At 68.2% G+C, this 18270-nt stretch carries 16 protein-coding genes; 8 read left to right on the forward strand and 8 right to left on the reverse strand.

The genetic code is table 11. The annotated features are described in order from the left end of the window. Positions 1–32 precede the first annotated feature (32 nt). The 7 genes from JOD27_RS20645 (at position 33) to JOD27_RS20675 (ending at position 8131) form a co-directional block, all read left to right on the forward strand. Positions 33–1016 carry a LacI family DNA-binding transcriptional regulator gene (locus JOD27_RS20645; protein ID WP_204764030.1) on the forward strand — a complete coding sequence of 328 codons (984 nt, stop codon included), beginning with the start codon at positions 33–35 and terminating at the stop codon, positions 1014–1016. After that, positions 1013–2053, forward strand: a complete 1041-nt coding sequence (locus JOD27_RS20650; protein ID WP_307830234.1) for a class I mannose-6-phosphate isomerase — start codon at positions 1013–1015, stop codon at positions 2051–2053. Before JOD27_RS20645 ends, JOD27_RS20650 begins: the two co-directional genes overlap by 4 nt. Then, positions 2050–2814, forward strand: a complete 765-nt coding sequence (locus tag JOD27_RS20655; protein WP_204763849.1) for an ATP-binding cassette domain-containing protein — start codon at positions 2050–2052, stop codon at positions 2812–2814. Before JOD27_RS20650 ends, JOD27_RS20655 begins: the two co-directional genes overlap by 4 nt. Beyond that, positions 2811–3848, forward strand: a complete 1038-nt coding sequence (locus tag JOD27_RS20660) for an ABC transporter permease (RefSeq protein WP_204763850.1) — start codon at positions 2811–2813, stop codon at positions 3846–3848. Before JOD27_RS20655 ends, JOD27_RS20660 begins: the two co-directional genes overlap by 4 nt. Before the next feature lie 17 nt (positions 3849–3865). Further along, positions 3866–4840, forward strand: a complete 975-nt coding sequence (locus JOD27_RS20665; RefSeq protein WP_204763851.1) for an ABC transporter substrate-binding protein — start codon at positions 3866–3868, stop codon at positions 4838–4840. A gap of 217 nt (positions 4841–5057) precedes the next feature. Beyond that, on the forward strand, positions 5058–6578 hold the full coding sequence (locus tag JOD27_RS20670) for an alpha/beta hydrolase (protein ID WP_204763852.1): 1521 nt from the start codon (positions 5058–5060) through the stop codon (positions 6576–6578). 14 nt (positions 6579–6592) lie between these two features. Then, the gene (locus JOD27_RS20675) at positions 6593–8131 is read left to right on the forward strand and encodes an alpha/beta hydrolase (RefSeq protein ID WP_204763853.1); all 1539 of its coding nucleotides are present in this window, start codon (positions 6593–6595) and stop codon (positions 8129–8131) included. Here the strand turns inward: JOD27_RS20675 and JOD27_RS20680 are convergent. From JOD27_RS20680 to wecB, 3 genes are read right to left on the reverse strand one after another with little or no spacing between them, the layout of a single operon-like run. Further along, positions 8116–8730, reverse strand: coding sequence for a hypothetical protein (locus JOD27_RS20680; protein WP_204763854.1), 615 nt, complete (start codon positions 8728–8730; stop codon positions 8116–8118). The genes JOD27_RS20675 and JOD27_RS20680 overlap by 16 nt on opposite strands. A gap of 12 nt (positions 8731–8742) precedes the next feature. Next, positions 8743–10533, reverse strand: coding sequence for a DUF2334 domain-containing protein (locus tag JOD27_RS20685; RefSeq protein ID WP_204763855.1), 1791 nt, complete (start codon positions 10531–10533; stop codon positions 8743–8745). Then, the gene (gene wecB, locus JOD27_RS20690) at positions 10530–11786 is read right to left on the reverse strand and encodes a non-hydrolyzing UDP-N-acetylglucosamine 2-epimerase (RefSeq protein ID WP_204763856.1); all 1257 of its coding nucleotides are present in this window, start codon (positions 11784–11786) and stop codon (positions 10530–10532) included. Before wecB ends, JOD27_RS20685 begins: the two co-directional genes overlap by 4 nt. A 463-nt stretch (positions 11787–12249) precedes the next feature. Here wecB and JOD27_RS20695 point away from each other — a divergent pair, with 463 nt between their 5' ends. Then, the gene (locus JOD27_RS20695; protein ID WP_307830235.1) at positions 12250–13449 is read left to right on the forward strand and encodes a glycosyltransferase; all 1200 of its coding nucleotides are present in this window, start codon (positions 12250–12252) and stop codon (positions 13447–13449) included. Here JOD27_RS20695 and JOD27_RS20700 read toward each other — a convergent pair. From JOD27_RS20700 to meaB, 5 genes are all read right to left on the reverse strand, one after another. Then, entirely contained in the window at positions 13446–14417 is a 972-nt protein-coding gene (locus JOD27_RS20700; protein ID WP_204763858.1) for a protein kinase family protein, read from the reverse strand. The genes JOD27_RS20695 and JOD27_RS20700 overlap by 4 nt on opposite strands. A 2-nt stretch (positions 14418–14419) precedes the next feature. Then, positions 14420–15073, reverse strand: a complete 654-nt coding sequence (locus JOD27_RS20705) for a response regulator (RefSeq protein WP_204763859.1) — start codon at positions 15071–15073, stop codon at positions 14420–14422. Beyond that, positions 15064–16572, reverse strand: a complete 1509-nt coding sequence (locus JOD27_RS20710; RefSeq protein WP_204763860.1) for a sensor histidine kinase — start codon at positions 16570–16572, stop codon at positions 15064–15066. The genes JOD27_RS20705 and JOD27_RS20710 overlap by 10 nt, the downstream gene beginning before the upstream one ends. Before the next feature lie 139 nt (positions 16573–16711). Further along, positions 16712–17320, reverse strand: a complete 609-nt coding sequence (locus tag JOD27_RS20715) for a hypothetical protein (RefSeq protein WP_204763861.1) — start codon at positions 17318–17320, stop codon at positions 16712–16714. Beyond that, a complete protein-coding gene (gene meaB, locus JOD27_RS20720) occupies positions 17317–18267 on the reverse strand; it encodes a methylmalonyl Co-A mutase-associated GTPase MeaB (RefSeq protein WP_204763862.1) in 951 nt (316 codons plus the stop codon). The genes JOD27_RS20715 and meaB overlap by 4 nt, the downstream gene beginning before the upstream one ends. Between the last annotated feature and the right edge of the window lie 3 nt (positions 18268–18270).

Genomic DNA, 18270 nt, shown 5'->3' on the forward strand with positions numbered 1-18270 from the left:
TAGCCGGTCAGCGCAAGGTCCGTCGCGCGACGATGAACGACGTCGCACGGCTGGCGGGCGTGAGCATCAAAACCGTCTCGCGCGTCGTGAACGACGAGCCGGGTGTGCACCCGTCCACCGCCGAGCGCGTGCTGGCCGCCATCGACCAGCTCGGGTTCCGGCGGAACCTGAGCGCCCGCAACCTGCGCCGCGGCTCGTCCACCGGCACCATCGGGCTCGTGCTGGAGGACGTCGGCAACCCGTTCTACTCCGGGGTGACCCGCGCTGTCGAGGAAATCGCCCGTCTGCGCGGCAGGCAGGTGATCTCGGGGTCGTCGGACGAGGATCCCGGCCGCGAACGTGAACTGGCGCTGGAGTTCTGCAGCCGCAGGGTCGACGGGCTGCTGATCGTTCCCGCCGGCCTGCAGCACAGCTACCTGGTGCCGGAGATGCGTGCGGGCACGCCCGTCGTGTTCCTCGACCGGCCCGCCGGCGACGTCGTCGCGGACACCGTGCTGGTCGACAACATCGGCGGCACGGTGGAAGCCGTCACCCATCTGGCCGCACACGGACATCGTCGCATCGCGTTCCTCGGCGACGCGCCGGACATCTTCACCGCCAACGAACGTCTGCGCGGCTACCGCGAGGGCTGTGTGCGTGCGGGCATCGGCTACCACGAGGAACTCGTGGCGATGGGGCCGCACGACCAAGCCACCGTGGTGACGGCGCTGCAACGGTTGCAGAGCATGCGGGAGCCCGCGACGGCGATCGTGGCCGGCAACAACCGCATCACCGTGCACATCCTGCGCTCGCTCGCGGGTGTCGCGGAACGGCCCGCGCTGGTGGGCTTCGACGACTTCGAGCTCGCCGACCTGCTGTCGCCGCCGGTGACCGTGATCGCGCACGACGCGAGCGCGCTGGGCAAGGCGGCCACCGATTTGTTGTTCGCCCGACTGGACGGCGACAACTCACCACCGCGCCGCGTCGTGCTGCCGGTGCGCTTGGTGCCACGAGGATCCGGGGAGGTCCACGCGTGAGTTCTGGTGTGCTCCACCAGCCTGTCAGCCTGCCGGCCAACCAGCCGAAGCAGTTCTACCGCGGCGGCGAGGCGATCGCCGCGTTGCGCGGTGGCAAGAGCGGCGACTTCGGACCGGAGGACTGGGTGGCCTCGACGACGACGCTGTTCGGGCGCAGCGATGCGGGGTTGACAACGTTGCCGAACGGCGTGCTGCTGCGTGACGCGGTCGAGGCGGACCCGACCGGATGGCTCGGCGCGGACCACGTCGAGAAGTTCGGCGCGGACACGGCATTGCTGGTGAAGCTGCTCGACGCGGGGCAGCGCCTGCCGGTGCACTGCCATCCCTCCAACGCCTTCGCGTCCTCGCACCTGAACTGCCGCCACGGCAAGACGGAGGCGTGGATCGTCGTCGGCACGACCGGGCCGGACCCGACCGTCTACATCGGATTCCGCGACGACGTGCCGGCCCAGACCGTCGCGGAATGGGTGGCGCGGCAGGACACCAGGGCGATGCTCGACTCGCTGAACCCGGTTCGCGTCCGGCCGGGCGACACGGTCTTCGTGCCCGCCGGTGTGCCGCACGCGATCGGCGAGGGTGTGTTCATCGTCGAACTGCAACAGCCCACGGACTTCTCGGTGACGCTGGAGTGGCGGGGCTTCCTCGCCAACGCGGACATCGGTCACCTGGGCCTCGGCTACGACGTCGCGCTGGACTGCGTCGACCGGCACGGCTGGGGCGGCAGGCTGGAGAAGCTCGTACACCAGACGTCCGAGAAGTGGGCGCCGTCGGTCGACCTGCTCGGCCACGACGCCGACCCGTTCTTCCAGGCCGACCGCCTGCACGTGGAGGGTTCCTTCACGCTGGAGCCGTCGTTCGCCGTGCTGGTGGTGCTGGAGGGGGCAGGCCGGCTCGGTGAGCTGGAGGTCCGCAAGGGCAGCACCGTCGTCATCCCGCACGCGGCGGGCGAGCTCGGCCTGACCGGTGACGTGGTCGCGATCCGCTGCCGTCCGCCCGTACTGACAGCAGTTTCAGCAGCAGAGGATGTGAGGCCATGAGCGAGCCGTTGCTGGAGGCTCGTGAGCTCACGAAGAACTACGGCACCGTGGAAGCGCTCCGCGGTGCGTCGTTCACCGCCTACCCCGGCGAGGTCGTGTCGCTGATCGGCGACAACGGCGCCGGGAAGTCCACCCTGGTGAAGTGCCTGTCCGGGGTGGAGCAGCCGACGAGCGGAACCATGGTGTTCGACGGCGAGCCCATCACGCTGAGCTCTCCCAACGACGCCCGCGACCGCGGCATCGAAACGGTGTTCCAGGACCTCGCGGTCGCGCCGGACCTCGACCCGGCCGCGAACATGTTCCTGGGCAGGGAGATCCTGAAGCCCGGTGTGCTGGGCTGGCTGGGCGTGCTCGACAAGAAGGCGATGCGCCGGCAGGCCGTGGAGCACTTCACCCGGTTCGGCGCGTCGCTGCAGAGCATCGACGTACCGATCGCGGCGCTGTCCGGCGGGCAACGCCAGTCGGTCGCGGTCGCGCGTTCCGTGGCGTGGGCGTCGAAGCTCGTGTTCATGGACGAGCCGACGGCCGCTCTCGGTGTGGTGCAACGGGAACGTGTGCTGGACGTGATCAAGCGCGTGCGCGACGAAGGCGTCGCGGTGGTGCTGATCTCGCACAACATGCCCGAGGTGCTGTCGGTCTCCGACCGCGTCGAGGTGCTGCGCCTCGGCCGCCGCGTGGCCCGCTTCAAGGCCGCGGACACGACCGTTGAAGAGCTCGTCGGCGCGATGACCGGCGCACTGTCGCAAGAGGACGCCGCATGATGACCAATGAGAAGACAACGTTGTCATCTCGATCGGACGAACAGCGCCCCTCGTTGCTGAAGCGTCTGACCGGCGCGAACACGCTGTGGATCGGCCTGGTACTGCTGGCGCTGGTCGCCGTGTTCGGCGCCATCCGCCCGGACGCGGTGTTCCGGATCGACACCTTCCAGTACCTGCTGGCCGAAACCTCCGTGCTGCTGGTGCTCTCGGTAGGCATGACGTTCGTGATCATCACGTCCGGCATCGACCTGTCCGTGGGCTCGGTGCTGGTGTTCGCGAGCGTCTCGTCCGCGATGGCGATGAACGCGGTCTCCGGCGGGGACGCGACGAACGCCGGCTGGGGCGTGATCGCGTTCGGTCTGCTGGTCGCGGTGGTCAGCGGTGCGGTGTGGGGTCTGCTGAACGGCCTGTTGATCTCGCGTGCGAAGATCCCGCCGCTGATCGTCACCCTGGGTTCGTTCGGCGCGGCGCAGGGCGCGGCCCTGTTGCTGAACAACGGTTCCAACGTGTCCGGCATCCCGGACAAGCTGAACCGCACCTTCGGCTTCGGCACGTACTTCGGCATCCCGAACATCGTGATCGTGGCCGCGATCGTCACCGCCGCGGGCGCGCTTCTGTTGTCCACGACCCGGTTCGGCCGCTACACGTACGCGGTCGGCTCGAACGAGGAGGCGGCCAGGCGCGTCGGCATCTCGGTGCGCGGTCACCTCACGAAGGTGTACCTGCTCGCGGGCACCCTGGCGGGTCTCGCGGGTTTCATGGGCAACGCGTTCTTCCGCGTCGCGGTGGTCACGGGCCACGAGACGGACAACCTGAACGCGATCGCCGCCGTCGTCCTGGGTGGCACCAGCATCTTCGGCGGCACGGGTTCGATGCTGGGCACGGTGTTCGGCGTGTTCATCCCGGCGGTGTTGGAGAAGGGCCTCGTGATCATCGGGGTCAAGGAGTTCTGGCAGCCGATCGCCGTCGCGATCGTGCTGGTGGCCGCCGTGTGGCTGGACCAGACACGGCGGCGGGCGCGCAACCAACGTTAGGGAAAGGTGCTGGACCAATGAAGATCCGCTCCGCAGTGGCCCTTTCAGCCGTGTTCCTGCTCGCCGCGTGTGGCGGAGGCGGGCAGATCGGCGATTCGGGTTCTGGCAACTCCCCCGCGAACAAGAAGCTGGTGCTCATCCCCGGCATCACGGCCGAACCGTTCTACATCTCGATGCAGTGCGGCTTCCAGGAGGCGGCCAAGGCCGCCGGCTACGAGTTCGACACGCAGGCGCCCGCCAAGTTCGACGCGGCCCAGCAAACCCCGATCGTCACGGGCATTCTCGCCTCCAAGCCCGCCGCTGTGCTCATCGCACCGACCGACGACAAGGCCATGGCGGGCCCGATGAAGCAGCTCAAGGACGCGGGCATCAAGGTCGTCGAGGTCGACACCAAGCTCCAGGACACCTCGATCGCCTCGTCCACGATCTCGTCCAACAACGAGCAAGGCGGCAAGCTCGCCGCCGAGACGATCAACAAGCTCACCGCCGGCAAGACCGGCTCGGTGCTGGTGCTGAACACCAAGGCCGGCACGTCCACGACCGACGCCCGCGCCAAGGGCTTCGAGGACGAGATCAAGAAGTACTCGAACCTCAAGTACATCGGCCAGCAGTACACCGACAACGAGCCCGCCACCGCGGCCTCGAAGGTGACCGCGACCCTGGCCGCGAACCCGGACCTGATCGGGGTGTTCGCCACGAACCTGAACACCGGTGAGGGCGCGGCGACCGGCCTGCGCAACGCGGGCAAGACGGGTGCGGTGAACCTGGTCGGGTTCGACGCCTCACCGAAGCAGGTGCAGGACCTGCAGGCGGGCACCGTGCAGGCGTTGATCGCCCAGGATCCCGGCACGATCGGCAAGCAGGGCGTCGAGCAGGCGCTCGCGGCGATCGACGGCAAGGCCACCAAGCGGAACATCGAGACCGACCTGGTCGCGATCACGAAGGCCGACGCGGAGAAGAACTCGAAGTACTTCTACAAGCAGTCCTGCTGATCCCCACGTTCAGATCGATGAACGGCGCTCTTGTTCACTGAGGTGGACGAAAGCGCCGTTTCATCGTCAAATGACGAACGTCATCAGGGTTTGGCCGGATCGGCGTAAGACCAGAGTTGTAAGCGGTTGCCACCCTAAGACCGATGTTCCCGTACCCCACAACGCGATGAGCTGGGGTGCCGGCCGGATTCGGCCGGGCAGAAGGGGGAACATCCGAATGCACCGCAGGAAACTGGCGGCGACGCTGGCCGTCCTCACCGCCACGTCACTCATCGCGCCACAGGCACAGGCCGCCACCCAGGAGATCCAGTGGCGGAACTGCTTCACCACCCCACCGCCGGGAGCACCTCCCGGCACGGAACGGCTGGAGTGCGGCAGCTTCACCGCCCCGATGGACTGGAACCACCCGGACAACGGCAAGACCATCACCATCGCGGTCAGCAGGCTCAAGCCCAAGAACGGCACGGCGAAGAGCACCGTCTTCACCAACCCCGGCGGACCGGGCGGGCCGGGGCGCTCGATGCCGCTGATCTACCTCGACCGGCCGAAGCTCAGCGAGAACGCCGAGATCATCGGCATCGACGTGCGCGGCACCGGCGGGAGCAGCAACGTCACGTGCGGGAACGTCGACCCGGTCGGCGTGACGGATCCGCGTGACCGCAGCAAGGCCAACCTCGACCTGCTCTACGGCGCCGTCGAGCTGCAGGCGAAGTTCTGCCAGACCAAGTCAGGCGAGTTCGGCAAGTACGTGACGACCGACCAGACCGTGAAGGATCTCGACCTGCTGCGCCAGCTGCTGGGCAAGAAGAAGGTCAGCTGGCTCGGCTACTCCGGCGGCAGCTGGATGGGTGCCTACTACGCCACGTACTTCCCCAAGACCCTCGACAAGATCGTGCTCGACTCCAACGTCGAGTTCACCGGGCCGTGGCAGCCGATCTTCGACGACTGGGGCATGGGCTTCGAGCGCCGGTTCCGCGTGGACTTCCTGCCGTGGGTGGCGAAGTACGACAACGTCTACCACTTCGGCAAGACCGGCGAGGAGGTGCGCCAGGCCTACGAACGCACGCGCGCCAAGCTGGCCCAGCAACCCGCCACGCGGCCGGAGGGCATCTACTACCCGGTGACGCTCGACTACCTGTTGCGCGGCGCGATGTACAACAAGGCGTCCTTCGCCGGTGCCGCGCAGACGTTCGCGGAGCTCGCCGGTGCGGCACCCGCGCAGTTGTCGGCGCAGGCCGGCTACCCGGACGCCCAGGCCGGCACGGCGTACTCGATCGTCTGCAACGACACGCCGTTCCACGGTGGCCGCAAGTACCTCGAACGGGACGCCGAGCGTGACGGCGCGAAGTGGCCGCTCGTCGGCTTCTACCAGATCATGGGCCCCTGCGCGTTCTGGGACCGTCCGAACGTGCAGCTCAAGCACCCCAACGGAATCGGCGTCGCGCCGACGTTGATGGTGCAGTCGGTGCGCGACCCGGCGACGCCGCTCGAAGGCGCGCAGAAGGCCCACCGGAACTTCCGGAACTCGGTGCTGCTCACCGTGGAGGACGAGGGCGACCACGGCATCTACGGGTTCGGCAACAAGTGCGTCGACGACATCGTCGAGCAGTACCTCGTCGACGGCGTCACGCCCGCGAAGGACCTGAAGTGCCCAGGAGTTCCGCTGCCCGCTCCCGGTGAGACAGCGAAGAACCCGCTCGAAGAGGCACGGAAGATCGCGGCTCAGCTCGGTTGGTAGAAGAGGGGAAACCGATGCAACGCAGGAAAATCGCGGCGGCACTGGCCGTCGTGACGGCAACGTCACTGTGGATCGTCCCGCAGGCGCAGGCCGAGAACGCCTTCGCCAAGCAGGAAATCAAGTGGCAGAAGTGTTTCGACCAGGTCCCGCCCGGCTTCCCGCCCGGTTCGGAACGGCTGGAGTGCGGCACCTTCACCACGCCGATGGACTGGAACAACCCGCACAACGGCAAGACCATCACGATCGCGGTCAGCCGCACGGTTCCGTTGAACGGCAAGGCGAAGACCGCGGTCTTCACCAACCCGGGCGGGCCGGGCGGTGAGGGCCGCACGCTGCCCCTCGCCTTCCTGAGCCGGCCGAAGCTCAGCGAGAACGCCGAGATCTACGGCATCGACGTGCGCGGCACGGGCGCCAGCAGCGACATCACCTGCGGCCTGTACGACACGCTCGGCTCGACGGACCCGCGCGACCGCAGCAAGGCCAACCTCGACCTGCTCTACGGCGGCATGGAGCTGCAGGCGAAGTTCTGCCAGACCAAGTCCGGCGAGTTCGGCAAGTACGTGACGACCGACCAGACCGTGAAGGACCTCGACCTGCTCCGGCAGGTACTGGGACGCAAGAAGGTCGACTGGCTCGGCTACTCCGGCGGCAGCTGGATGGGCGCCTACTACGCCACGTACTTCCCCAAGACCCTCGACAAGATCGTGCTCGACTCCAACGCCCAGTTCACCGGGCCGTGGCAACCGATCTTCGACGACTGGGGCATGGGCTTCGAACGGCGGTTTCGCGTCGACTTCCTCCCGTGGGTCGCGAAGTACGACAACCTCTTCCATCTCGGCAAGACCGGTGAAGAGGTGCGGCAAACCTATGAGCGGACGCGCGCGAAGCTGGCCGCGCAGCCCGTCACCCTGCCGGACGGCATCACCTACTACCCGGTCACGCTGGACGTTCTGCTCCTCCGCGGGCAGTACGGGAAGCACTCGTTCCAGTCCACCGCGCAGAAGCTCGCCGAGCTGGCGGGTGTGGTGCCCGCGCAGCTGAAGGCGCAGGCCGGTTATCCGGACGCGCAGACGGCGACGCTGTACACGATCCTCTGCAACGACACGCCGTTCCAGGGCGGGCGCAGGTACCTGGAGCGCGACGCGGTGAGGGACGGGGCGAGGTGGCCGCTGTTCGGCTACTACCAGATCATGGGCCCGTGCGCGTTCTGGGACCGTCCGAACGTGCAGCTCAAGCACCCCGACGGAATCGGCGTCGCGCCGACGCTGATGGTGCAGTCGGTGCGCGACCCCGCGACGCCGATCGAGGGCGCGCGCAAGGCCCATGCCGGGTTCGCCGGCTCACGGCTGCTGACGGTGAACGACGAGGGTGACCACGGCATCTACGGGCTGGACAACGGTTGTGTCAACGACATCGTCGAGCGCTACCTCGTCGACCGCGTGACGCCGTCCGGTGACCTGTCCTGCCCCGGCGTGCCGCTGCCCGAACCGGGACAGCAGCAGGCCGGTGTGCTGGAGCAGGCGAGGCAGCTGGCGGTTCAGCTCGGCTGGTGAACCTCCAGCACCGCCTCGGACAAGGTGGTGTACCAGGGACTCTCGGTGAACCGGGGGCCGGTCTCCTCGCCCAGGTAGAGGTCGATGTGCCGGCTCCCGCCGAGCCCAGGAGTGAACTCGTCGGTGATCTCCCACGACGACGACGCGAGCTTCTGGCACACGGCGAAGTCCACGTTCGTCCCCTCCGGCGTCTGTCCACAGGAGACGAGCTTGATGCGTGAACCCCGCCGGAGCCCGTCAGCGGCAGCGGAGACGAAGGGCTTCAGGGGTGTGCCGTACGCGTCACGCGGCGCGTCGTCCATCCAGTAGCCCTTGTCGTGGGACCAGTTGAGGTACCGGCCGGAGGCGGTCCGGCCGGTACCTTCGTCCTTCACCGCCTTCGCGAACGACTGCGGGAACGTGCCGAGCAACTCCTTGCCGTGCTCGCAGTCGATGACCGGGCACCCGCGCACCTGTACCGACGGTCCACTGTGGAACTTCTCCACCGCCGTGTAGTACACGGTGACCTGCCAGCCCTCGTCGGTGCCGCCGGACGTGGGCGGGCCGACCTGCCCGGCAGAACACCCGGCCAGGACCAGCACGGCCCACAACCAGCGCACGCCAACCTCCTGTCAGCCCGCCATCACCGTGCCGACGGACACGAACGTGTAGCCCGCGCTCTTCAGCCCGTTCACGGTGTCCCTCAGGTACCCGGTACCGAGGTACGGGTGGTAGAAGAAGCTCGCGACACCATCATCGACCACCTTGAGCTGTTGCGCCGTCTTGATCAGGTCGGCGGGCAACCTGGCGGGGTGGTTGTTGAACGGTTCCGGCTCCACGTTGCCCACCGCTTCCGGCGCCACGACGGAGCCGTAGATGTCGCGGACCAGGTACGGGAAGTACTGGCCGTAGATCTTGTCGTACTGCGGCGTGCCCGTGCCGCACGCACCACCTGGGCAGTATCCGGCGAAGTACAGACCGCGGTCGTAGCGCTTGCCGAAGTTCTGCTGGATGACCTCGTAGTCCACTGCCGACGCGGCGTAGTGCGGCGGCTCGAAGATGGCGGGCCTGGGGAAGCCCGCCGCCGCGAACGCCGACGTCGACGAGTTGATCCTGCTCTGCGCCCACGACGCCGAGTCACCGGGCACCGGGCCGTCGTAGATCACGCTGTCGCTGTCGTCGACATGAGCTGTGTAGAACTCGAAGTCGTTGCCGCTGACGCCGTCGTACGGGTTGATCAGCTTCTCGAACTGGTGGGTGTAGCCGTGCATCAGGATCGTTCCGCCGCGGTTCTGCATGTACCGCAACGCGTTGATCACGTCCGGGCGCTGCGCCAGGGTGTAGGACTGGGCCACGCCGTTCTTGTCCACGCCGTACGGGTTCTCGTACCTCGGGTACGTGGCGATGCTGAACGGAATCCGTTGGCGGTACAGGTAGTCCGCAATCGCCCGCAGCTCGGACGGGTCGGCGTCGGGGCCGACGTCCTCGATGCGCACGAGGGCCCGCTTGCGGTCGGCCATCGTCGGGTTCGAGACCTTGCTGATCAGGTCGGCTGCGGCCAGGTAGCGGTCGCCGTGGTCGACGTAGCTGAACGGGATCTCGCCGATGTAGGTCAGGTTCTTCGCCTTGGTGGCCCAGTTGATCGGCCCGTACGCCGAGCCGTTCGCGATGGCGGGCGCCGACGCGATCGCCGGGTCGGTGATGCGCGTGATCATCAGACCGGCCGGGGTCGCGAGCGAGCTGCGGCCGAGGTCGGTGTTCTCGTACCGCACGGTGGTCGCGGCACCGAAGTCGAACTGGACCCAGTTCCAGCCGTAGGTCGTGCCGAAGCTCGGCGCACGGGCGCTGAGCTGCCAGATGTTGTGTCCCATCCACAGCACGGGCTTGGTGGTCGCGAGCACGTCGTCGAGGAACGCCACCGGGATCGGCTCGTCGTAGGTGGAGCCGAGGTAGATCACGCCGGTGTAGCCGGCGATCTCACCCGCGGTGTAGCCGGCGACCGGGTGCATGACGTACGAGCTGCCGTGCGAGACGAGGTTGCTCGCCTGCCCCGCGTACGCCTCACCCAGCCACGCCCACTGACCGGTGCTGTCGTAGAGCACCAGCGTCTTCTGTCCCGCCTTCGCGCCCGGTGCGCCGCCGCCGTTCGTGCCCGCCGCGGCCGTGGACGTGGCTTCCCGCGACGACGACAGCGACAACGGGCCTATCGTCGTCGAGATCGGCTTGGGAGCCGTCGTGAGCTTCGTGAAGCGGGTGCTGGTCGTCGACGGCCTGGTCTGCGGCGTCGGCGGCGCGGGCAGCACGTTGTCGACGAGCTCGCCGTAATGCAGGTCGAGCGCGAGGTCCGCCTGTGCGGCGGGCATCGGCAGCATCGAGACCGCCAGGGCAACCCCGACAACCAACTTGACGAGTCGGCCTTTCATGCAACATCCACCTCTCCCGGCAGGCGCACCGTCGCGCTGCCGGCGTAAGGAGCGAACTCAACGGGTCGCTGCTGTTGCAGACCCAGCAGCCAGGCCACTGCCTGTTCGGTGCGCACGGACGCGAGCCCGTCGCCGAACGGGTTGCCGTCGGCGGTCATCGCCTCGCGCGCGGAGGGGTTGTCGAGCAGACCGACGGTGAGCGACGTGATGCGCTCGCGGTCGGTGCCGACGAGCACGGCGCAGCCCGCGTTGACGGCTTCCATCCGTTCGGTCACGTCCCGCAGCACCAAGGCGGGGACGCCGAACGACGGTGCCTCCTCCTGGATGCCGCCCGAGTCGGACAACGCCAGGGTGCACTGCGCGAGCAGACGGGCCATCTGCGCGTACGGCAGCGGGTCGGTGATCGTGACACGGCTGATCCCGCCCAGCACGTCCAGCACCTGCCCGCGGACGGCGGGGTTCGGGTGCGCGGGGAGGACCACCTCGACGTCCGGGCGGGCCTCGACGATGTCCGCCACCGCGTGCAGCACGCGGTCGAGCGGTTCGCCCCACGACTCGCGGCGGTGCGTGGTGACCAGCACGAGCCGCGACTGTCCGGAGTGGACCCTGTTCTCGATCTCCTGCAGTCGCGCGTCCCCGTACGGCGCGCGTCTGGCGGCGACGTCGAGCACGGCGTCCACCACGGTGTTGCCGATCGTCAGGACGTTGTTGCCCTGCAACGACTCCGCGGCGAGGTGCGCGGCGGCGTCCGCCGTCGGCGCGAGGTGCAGCGACGCGAGCTGGCCGACCATCTTGCGGTTCCCCTCCTCGGGGAACGGCGAGGTCAGGTCGTGCGAGCGCAGTCCTGCCTCCAGGTGCACGACCGGGATCTGGTGCCAGAACGCGGCGAGCGCTCCCGCGAGCGTCGTCGTCGTGTCGCCCTGGACCAGCACGGCGGCCGGCGTGCGTTCGGTGAAGAGCCGGTCGAGCTCCTCGATCAGCTGGCTCGTCAGCTCGGCCTGGCCGCCCGTGACGCGGTTCAGCTTGAGCCGGACGTCCGCCACGAAGCCGAACGAGTCCAGGGCCTGGTCGACCATCTCCGGGTGCTGCCCGGAGTTCACCAGTACCGGCCGGATCCGCCCGCCGGAGAACATCGCGGCGGCGACCGGGGCCATCTTCACTGCTTCCGGTCTGGTTCCCGCGACCAGGAAAACCTCGGGAACCTCGCCCCGATAGAGCTGCCGAGGGCCGGGTACCAGGGCACTTAGTCCCATCTTTTACCTCTTTGGACTCTTCAGGCACGTGCGGCGAACGTGCGCCATCACCCTTAGCGACTCGATCATCACTGCCAATCAATTAGCACCCGCCCCGTACGGGTACCGCCATATCGGTGATTAGGTTGACGAACTTCGTGTAACACAGCTCCATTCGTCCCCGATATGGCCGGTTGACGCTCCGTTCTACCTGCCCCTTGTCCGCCTCGAACACCAGCTCCTGGCCTTGCTGTCTGGTATCTCGTACCAGCCCAGCGCATCGTTACCAGGAGCCAGCAATGACCCAACTTCATCTCCGGTTCGCTGTCGTTGCCAGCGCAACCGCTTTTGTGGACAGGTTTGTGTCATGAACGGCACGACACAATTCGCGACGTTCATGCTCGTCTTGCTCGTGTTTTGGCCCAGTTACAACCTGGTGCTCGCACTGTTCGTCTGGTGGCGTCCGAAACCAGGCGGTTCAGAAGTGTCTTCGCGGCATCCGCTGCAGTACTGGATCATCATTCCGGCGCTGAACGAGGAACGTGTTGTCGCGAACACCGTGCGTTCCGCACTGGCGCTCGACGGCGCGCGCACACCGGTCCAGGTCGTCGTCGTGGACGACGGTTCGGACGACGGCACCCCGCACGTGCTCGCCGAGATCGACGACCATCGGCTGCACGTGTTGCGGCGCACCCTGCCCGATGCCCGCAAGGGCAAGGGTGAGGCGCTCAACCACGCGTTCCGCTACATCCGCGGCCTCGCCGAGGAGGCAGGCACCGTGCACCGCACGATCGTCGGCGTGATCGACGGCGACGGCCGTGGCGAACCCGGCATGCTGTCCGAGATCTCCGCGTACTTCGCCCAGCGCCAGGTGGGCGCCGTGCAGTGCCGCGTCCGCATCCACAACCGCACCAACCTGCTGGCGTTCCTGCAGGACCTGGAGTTCAGCTGTGTCGTGGACGCGTCGCAGTCGCTGCGGGACGTGCTCGGCACCGTCGGACTGGGCGGCAACGGCCAGTTCGTGCGGCTCGCCACGCTGATGGGCCTCGGCGACGCCCCCTGGTCCGCCTGCCTGGTCGAGGACCTGGAACTGGGCCTGCGCGTGCACCTGTCCGGCCGGCTCATCCGCTACGCCACCCGCGCGACGATCACCCAGCAGGGCCTGATCGACGCCAACCGCCTGCTGCGCCAGCGCACCCGGTGGGGCCAGGGCAACCTGCAGTGCCTCGGCTACGTGCCGAAGCTGGTCAGGGCCAAGCACGTGGGTTCCTTCGCGCTGCTGGAGTTCCTGCAGTACCTCCTGACGCCGTGGCTTGTCGCGCCGATGACGTTGCTCATCACCGCGTTGGTGGGAATCAACTTCTACGCGCAGTTCAGCGGCCACAGCATCCTCGGCCTGACCGCGAGTAGCTCGAACGCCTTGCTGGCGCTGGGAGTCTGGCTCCTGGCACTGGTGTTGCCCGGCCTGATCTGGGGCGTGGTGCACCGGCTCAAGCACGGCGACGAACCGCTGTGGCGGTGCCTCGTGGTCGGTCTCGTCTATCCGGCGTTCCTGATCCTGGGCTCGATCTCCACGTTGCGCGCGCTGTACCGGCACTTCGCGGGCCGCAACACGTGGGCCAAGACAGAACGGTTGGCGGAGACGGAAAGCCCGCCCGCGAAGCCGGTTCCGCGCGTGGCCTAGAGGTTCTTCAGCGGGTGCGGGGTCTGCCTGCTCTCGCGCTGGAACCTGCGGTAGAAGCCCGTCATCGCCTCGGCCACCGTGGCGTGGCGGGCGAGGATCGCCGCGACCGGTGGCGGAACGTGGTCGGGCAGAACGGCGTTGAGCCACATCACCAGGTGGGTGACGCTGTAGCAGCGGTCGTAGTCCTGGTGTTCGGCGAAGAAGGCCGTCTCCTCCGCGGACAGGTCGAACCGGGAGGAGATCGCCAGGCCGTAGTCCGCGAAGTACAGCCGCTCGCCATCGGTCAGGATGTTCTGGAAGTGGGCGTCGAAGTGCAGGAGGCCCTGGGCGTTCATGAACGACGTCCCGGTCCGCAGCTGCGTTTCGACCATGGCGCAGGCACTGTCGAGAGCCTCGCCGCCGGCCTCCACCTGAGCGCCCAGCCAGTCGTGCAGGTTCTGCGGGATGTACTCCAGGAACAGCGCGATGCTCGCGGTGGAGTCGCGCACAGCCTCGATCCGGTGGCGTATCTCGGATGCACCGCCCCAGTAGGCGACGGCCGCGTCCACGTCGGCCAGTTCGGCGGGAAGCGTCTGCCCCGGATGCGGCAGCACGCGCCAGTGGTACATCAACGGGAAACCCTCGTGATCACCCGCCAGCACCCAGTCCGTCGTCATGGTGTGCGCGGCCAACTCCCGCCAGGCCCCGAAGCCCGGCGCTCCGATGAGGCCGACGCCGTAGTGACAGAACATGGGCAACCTGAAGAGGTTGGCTGTGGACCGGACGTTCTCCGGCCGTGTCTCCAGTTCGGTCAGCGGCACGCGCTTGACGAAGACCGGTGTTCCACCGATGGCCAGCAGCACGGTGGTTCCGCCGATGCCGGCTCCGATCGGTTCTGACGCCTCCAGAAGATCGCGCAGTTCATGATCACCGAGCCTGGCCAACGCCGTGGAGACAGCACCATGAGCGGCCAGGCGGGCATCGAGCACTCCTAAAACGTATCGGGATGAGTCCGTCTGCGTCTGGCCGCGTAGACACCGGCCTCGGTCCGCCGGTCGAACCCGAGCTTGTGCAGCAACGAGGACACGTAGTTCTTCACGGTCTTCTCGGCGAGGAAGAGCCGGTTCGCGATCTGCCGGTTCGTCATGCCCTCGGCGATGAGGTCGAGGATCCGGCGTTCCTGCGGGCTCAGCGCGGCATAGCGCGGATCCTCCTCCGGCCCGCCCCTGAGTCGTTGCAGGACCGTGGACGTGACGCCGGCGTGCAGCAGCGAGCCGCCGGACGCGAGGGTGCGGACCGCGGCCACGAGGTCGTTGCCGCTGACCTCCTTCAGCATGTAACCGGACGCGCCCGCCATGATCGCGCCGAACAACGCCTCGTCGTCCGAATAGGACGTGAGCATCAGGCACGCGGGGGATGGCTGCACCAGGCTCTTGATCTCCCGGCACACCGTGACGCCGTCGCCGTCGGGCAGGCGGACGTCGATGATGGCCACGTCGGGTTTGAGCCTCGGCGCGAGCGCGATCGCGGCGGTGGCGCTGTCCGCCTGTCCCACCACGGCTATGTCGTCCGCCTGGGCCAGCAACTGCACCAGCCCGCGCCGGACGATCTCGTGGTCGTCCACCAAGAGCACAGCTATCGCCATCTCGCCTCCTGCAGCACCAGAGGAACGAACCAGGTGATGCTCACGCCCGCACCCGGAATCGAGTCCACCGCGCAGTCGCCGCGGTGGCGACGCGCCCGAGCCGCCATGTTCGCGAGCCCGCCCGCGTGATGGGGCACCGCGCAGGAATCGTCGGCCAACGGCAAGCCTCTGCCGTCGTCGGAGACGGTCAGCTCCAGCCTGGTCATCGTGCGGTTCACGCTGACGGCGACGGCCACGTGCCGCGCTCTCGCGTGCCGCACGACGTTCGTGAGTGCCTCTCGGAGCGTGGCCAGCAGATCCGGCCGGACCTGGTCGGGGACCACCGTGTCGAGTGGCCCTTCCAGCGACACGTCCGGCTCGAAGCCCAGCAACCTCGCGGACTCGTGCACCGCGTTGAGCAGCTGGCCGCGCAGGCTCATGCCCCCGGCCGGCGGTTCCTGCAGGGAGAAGATGGTTCTGCGGATCTCGCGGATCGTGTGGTCGACCTCTTCCACGAACCCGGTGATCCGTTCGGTGAGCAGGGGTGTGGTGCTCATGCCCGTCAGCCCCTGCAGGCCCAGACCGAGGCCGAAGAGCCGTTGGATGACGAGGTCGTGCAGGTCGCGGGCGATCCTGTCGCGGTCCTCCAGCACCGCCAGGCGTTCCGTGTCGCCCTTCGCGCGGGTGAACTCCACGACGAGCGCGGCCTGGGCGGCGAAGGCCTCGATCAGCTCCAGGTCGTCGAACGTGGCCTCGCCCTTGCGCCTCGCCACGATCAGGACGCCGGTCGTGCGATCGCCGACGGTCAGCGGGACGACGGCGCACGGGCCGGGCACGGTCGGCACCGTGTCCTCCTCGTGGCACTCGGACTTGCCCGACTCGTAGACGCGGTAGCTGACCGTGCCTTCCCTGGGGACGCGCATGCCCTCCTCGTCGTAGGTGCCGCCGTCGACGACCTCGATGACCAGGTCGCCGTTGCGGTCGGGGAGCACGACCGAGCCGAAGTGGGCGTTGGCCGTCTCCCTGGCCGTTCGCGCCACCACGTACAGGGCGTCCCGGCCGTTCGTGCCGGTCAGGAGGGTCTTGGTGACCTCGGCGGCGGCGCGCAGCCACCTCTCGCGCTTGCGCGTCTGCTCGTAGCGGTCGAGGTGGCCGATCGCGGAGCCCGCCGCGGTGGCCAGGGCCGTCAGGATGTCCCGGTCCTGGTCGGTGAACCCCGCTTTGCCCGCGAGGTAGAGGTTGCCGAAGGTCTCGTCGTGGACCTTGACGGGCGCGCCGAGGAAGTCCGCTACGCCGATCGAGCGTGGGTCACCTGATGTGACGTGCGCCTGGCCATCGGTGTGGGCGCATTCCAGCAGCTCCCGGCGGCCGTTGATCACGGCGAGAGCTCCGTACGGGGCGCCGATCAGGTCGCACGCCGACTCGACCACATGTCGTAGCAGCTCGGAGAGGGTGTCGTCGTCGGCGAACGACAGCACGACATCCAGCACTCGCTGTTCCGTGCTCACGTTGCCGCCCACGGCTTCACCCCTTTGGGGGAGAGAAGTGACACCGTACGAACGCCCGAGGGTAACTCCTCTCAGTAGTCAAAGGGGAGTCCCATCACCGCAAACGACGAAAAGGAGAACTACTCAGAGTAGAGATGTACCCGTTCGGACGTCAGTGCAGGCCGACACTGAACCCTTCGTCCATGACGCCGCGGTAGATCTGCGGCGCGAACGTCCGCAGCCCGTGGTCGATCGGCGCGATGAACCCCGCCGAGTCGCCGAGCGGCAGCCGGTACCCGTTCCGCACCCGGTGGAACTCCCACAGCGGCTCCATCGTCGGGTGCGCCGGCCGGAACCGCTGCGGGTCGCGCGGGTGCAGGTCGACGCGAACCATGGTGCGCCTGATCAGCGCGTCCGCCAGCTGCACCGCACGTTCCTGGGTGCGCGAGATCGAGACGGCGCCGAGCTCCTGCCAGCCGACCGCCCACGGCATGCCCTGCGGGTCGTCGAGGCGGATGCCCTGCTGCTCGATGATCAGCTTGCGGGGTCGCGAGACGACCTTCCACTTCACCACGGCCAGCACGCCGATGCCGGTGAAGGCGATGCCGATGACGCCCGCGATGATCCCGCCGACCGGCTGACCGTCCGCGAAGGCGCTGACAGCGCCGATCAGGGCGAGGATGCCCAGGCCACCGGCGACCGTGCCGCCGATCAGCACCTTGCGGGTGTCGCTCTTGCCGAGGTCGACGACGACAGGTGGAGGCGGTCCCCAAGCGGTCATTCCCGCAGGTTACCGCTGATCAACTGCTCCGCGGCCGCGAACGGGTCCAGCTCGCCGGACACCACGCGCTTGGCCAGCTGATCCACCGGGCCGAATCGCGTTCGCACACGTTCAACCGCGATCGCCTCGATCTCGGCGGCCGCGCGCCGCAGCCGGCGTTCCTCGAGCTCGCCGTGCGAGGCCATCCACTCCTGGTGCCCGGTGATGGCCTCGACGACGCGGTCCAGGCCCTCCATGCGCGCGGCGACCGTCTTCACGACAGGCGGGCGCCACAGCGGCCCTTCCCGGTCGCGGCGGCCGAGCGAGATCATGTACTTGAGGTCGCGCGCGGTCTGGTCGGCGCCGTCGCGGTCGGCCTTGTTGACCACGAACACGTCGGCGATCTCCAGGATGCCCGCCTTCGCGGCCTGGATGCCGTCGCCCATGCCCGGTGCGAGCAGCACCAGCGTGGTGTCGGCCAGAGCCACGATCTCGACCTCGGACTGACCGACGCCGACGGTTTCCACGAGGATCACGTCGAAACCGGCCGCGTCGAGCACGCGCAACGCCTGCGGGGTGGCCCACGAGAGCCCGCCGAGGTGCCCGCGCGTGGCCATCGAACGGATGAAGACGCCGGAATCGGTCGCGTGGTCGCCCATCCGCACGCGGTCACCCAGCAGGGCGCCGCCGGAGAAAGGGCTGGACGGGTCGACCGCGATCACCGCGACCCGCTTGCCCTGGTCGCGATAGGCCCGCACCAGGGCGTTGGTGGACGTCGACTTGCCGACACCGGGCGCGCCGGTGATGCCGACGACCTGGGCGTCGCCCGTGTGCGGAGCGAGCGCCGCGGCCACCTCTGGCAGCTGCGAGCTCCCCTGCTCCACCAGGGAGATCAACCTGGCGACCGCGCGCGGTTCGCCCTCACGCGCGCGGTCGACCAGTCCTGCTACGTCAACAGCCTTCGCCACGCC

Origin of the sequence: Lentzea nigeriaca (assembly GCF_016907955.1) — a bacterium.
Lineage (GTDB): Bacteria > Actinomycetota > Actinomycetes > Mycobacteriales > Pseudonocardiaceae > Lentzea > Lentzea nigeriaca.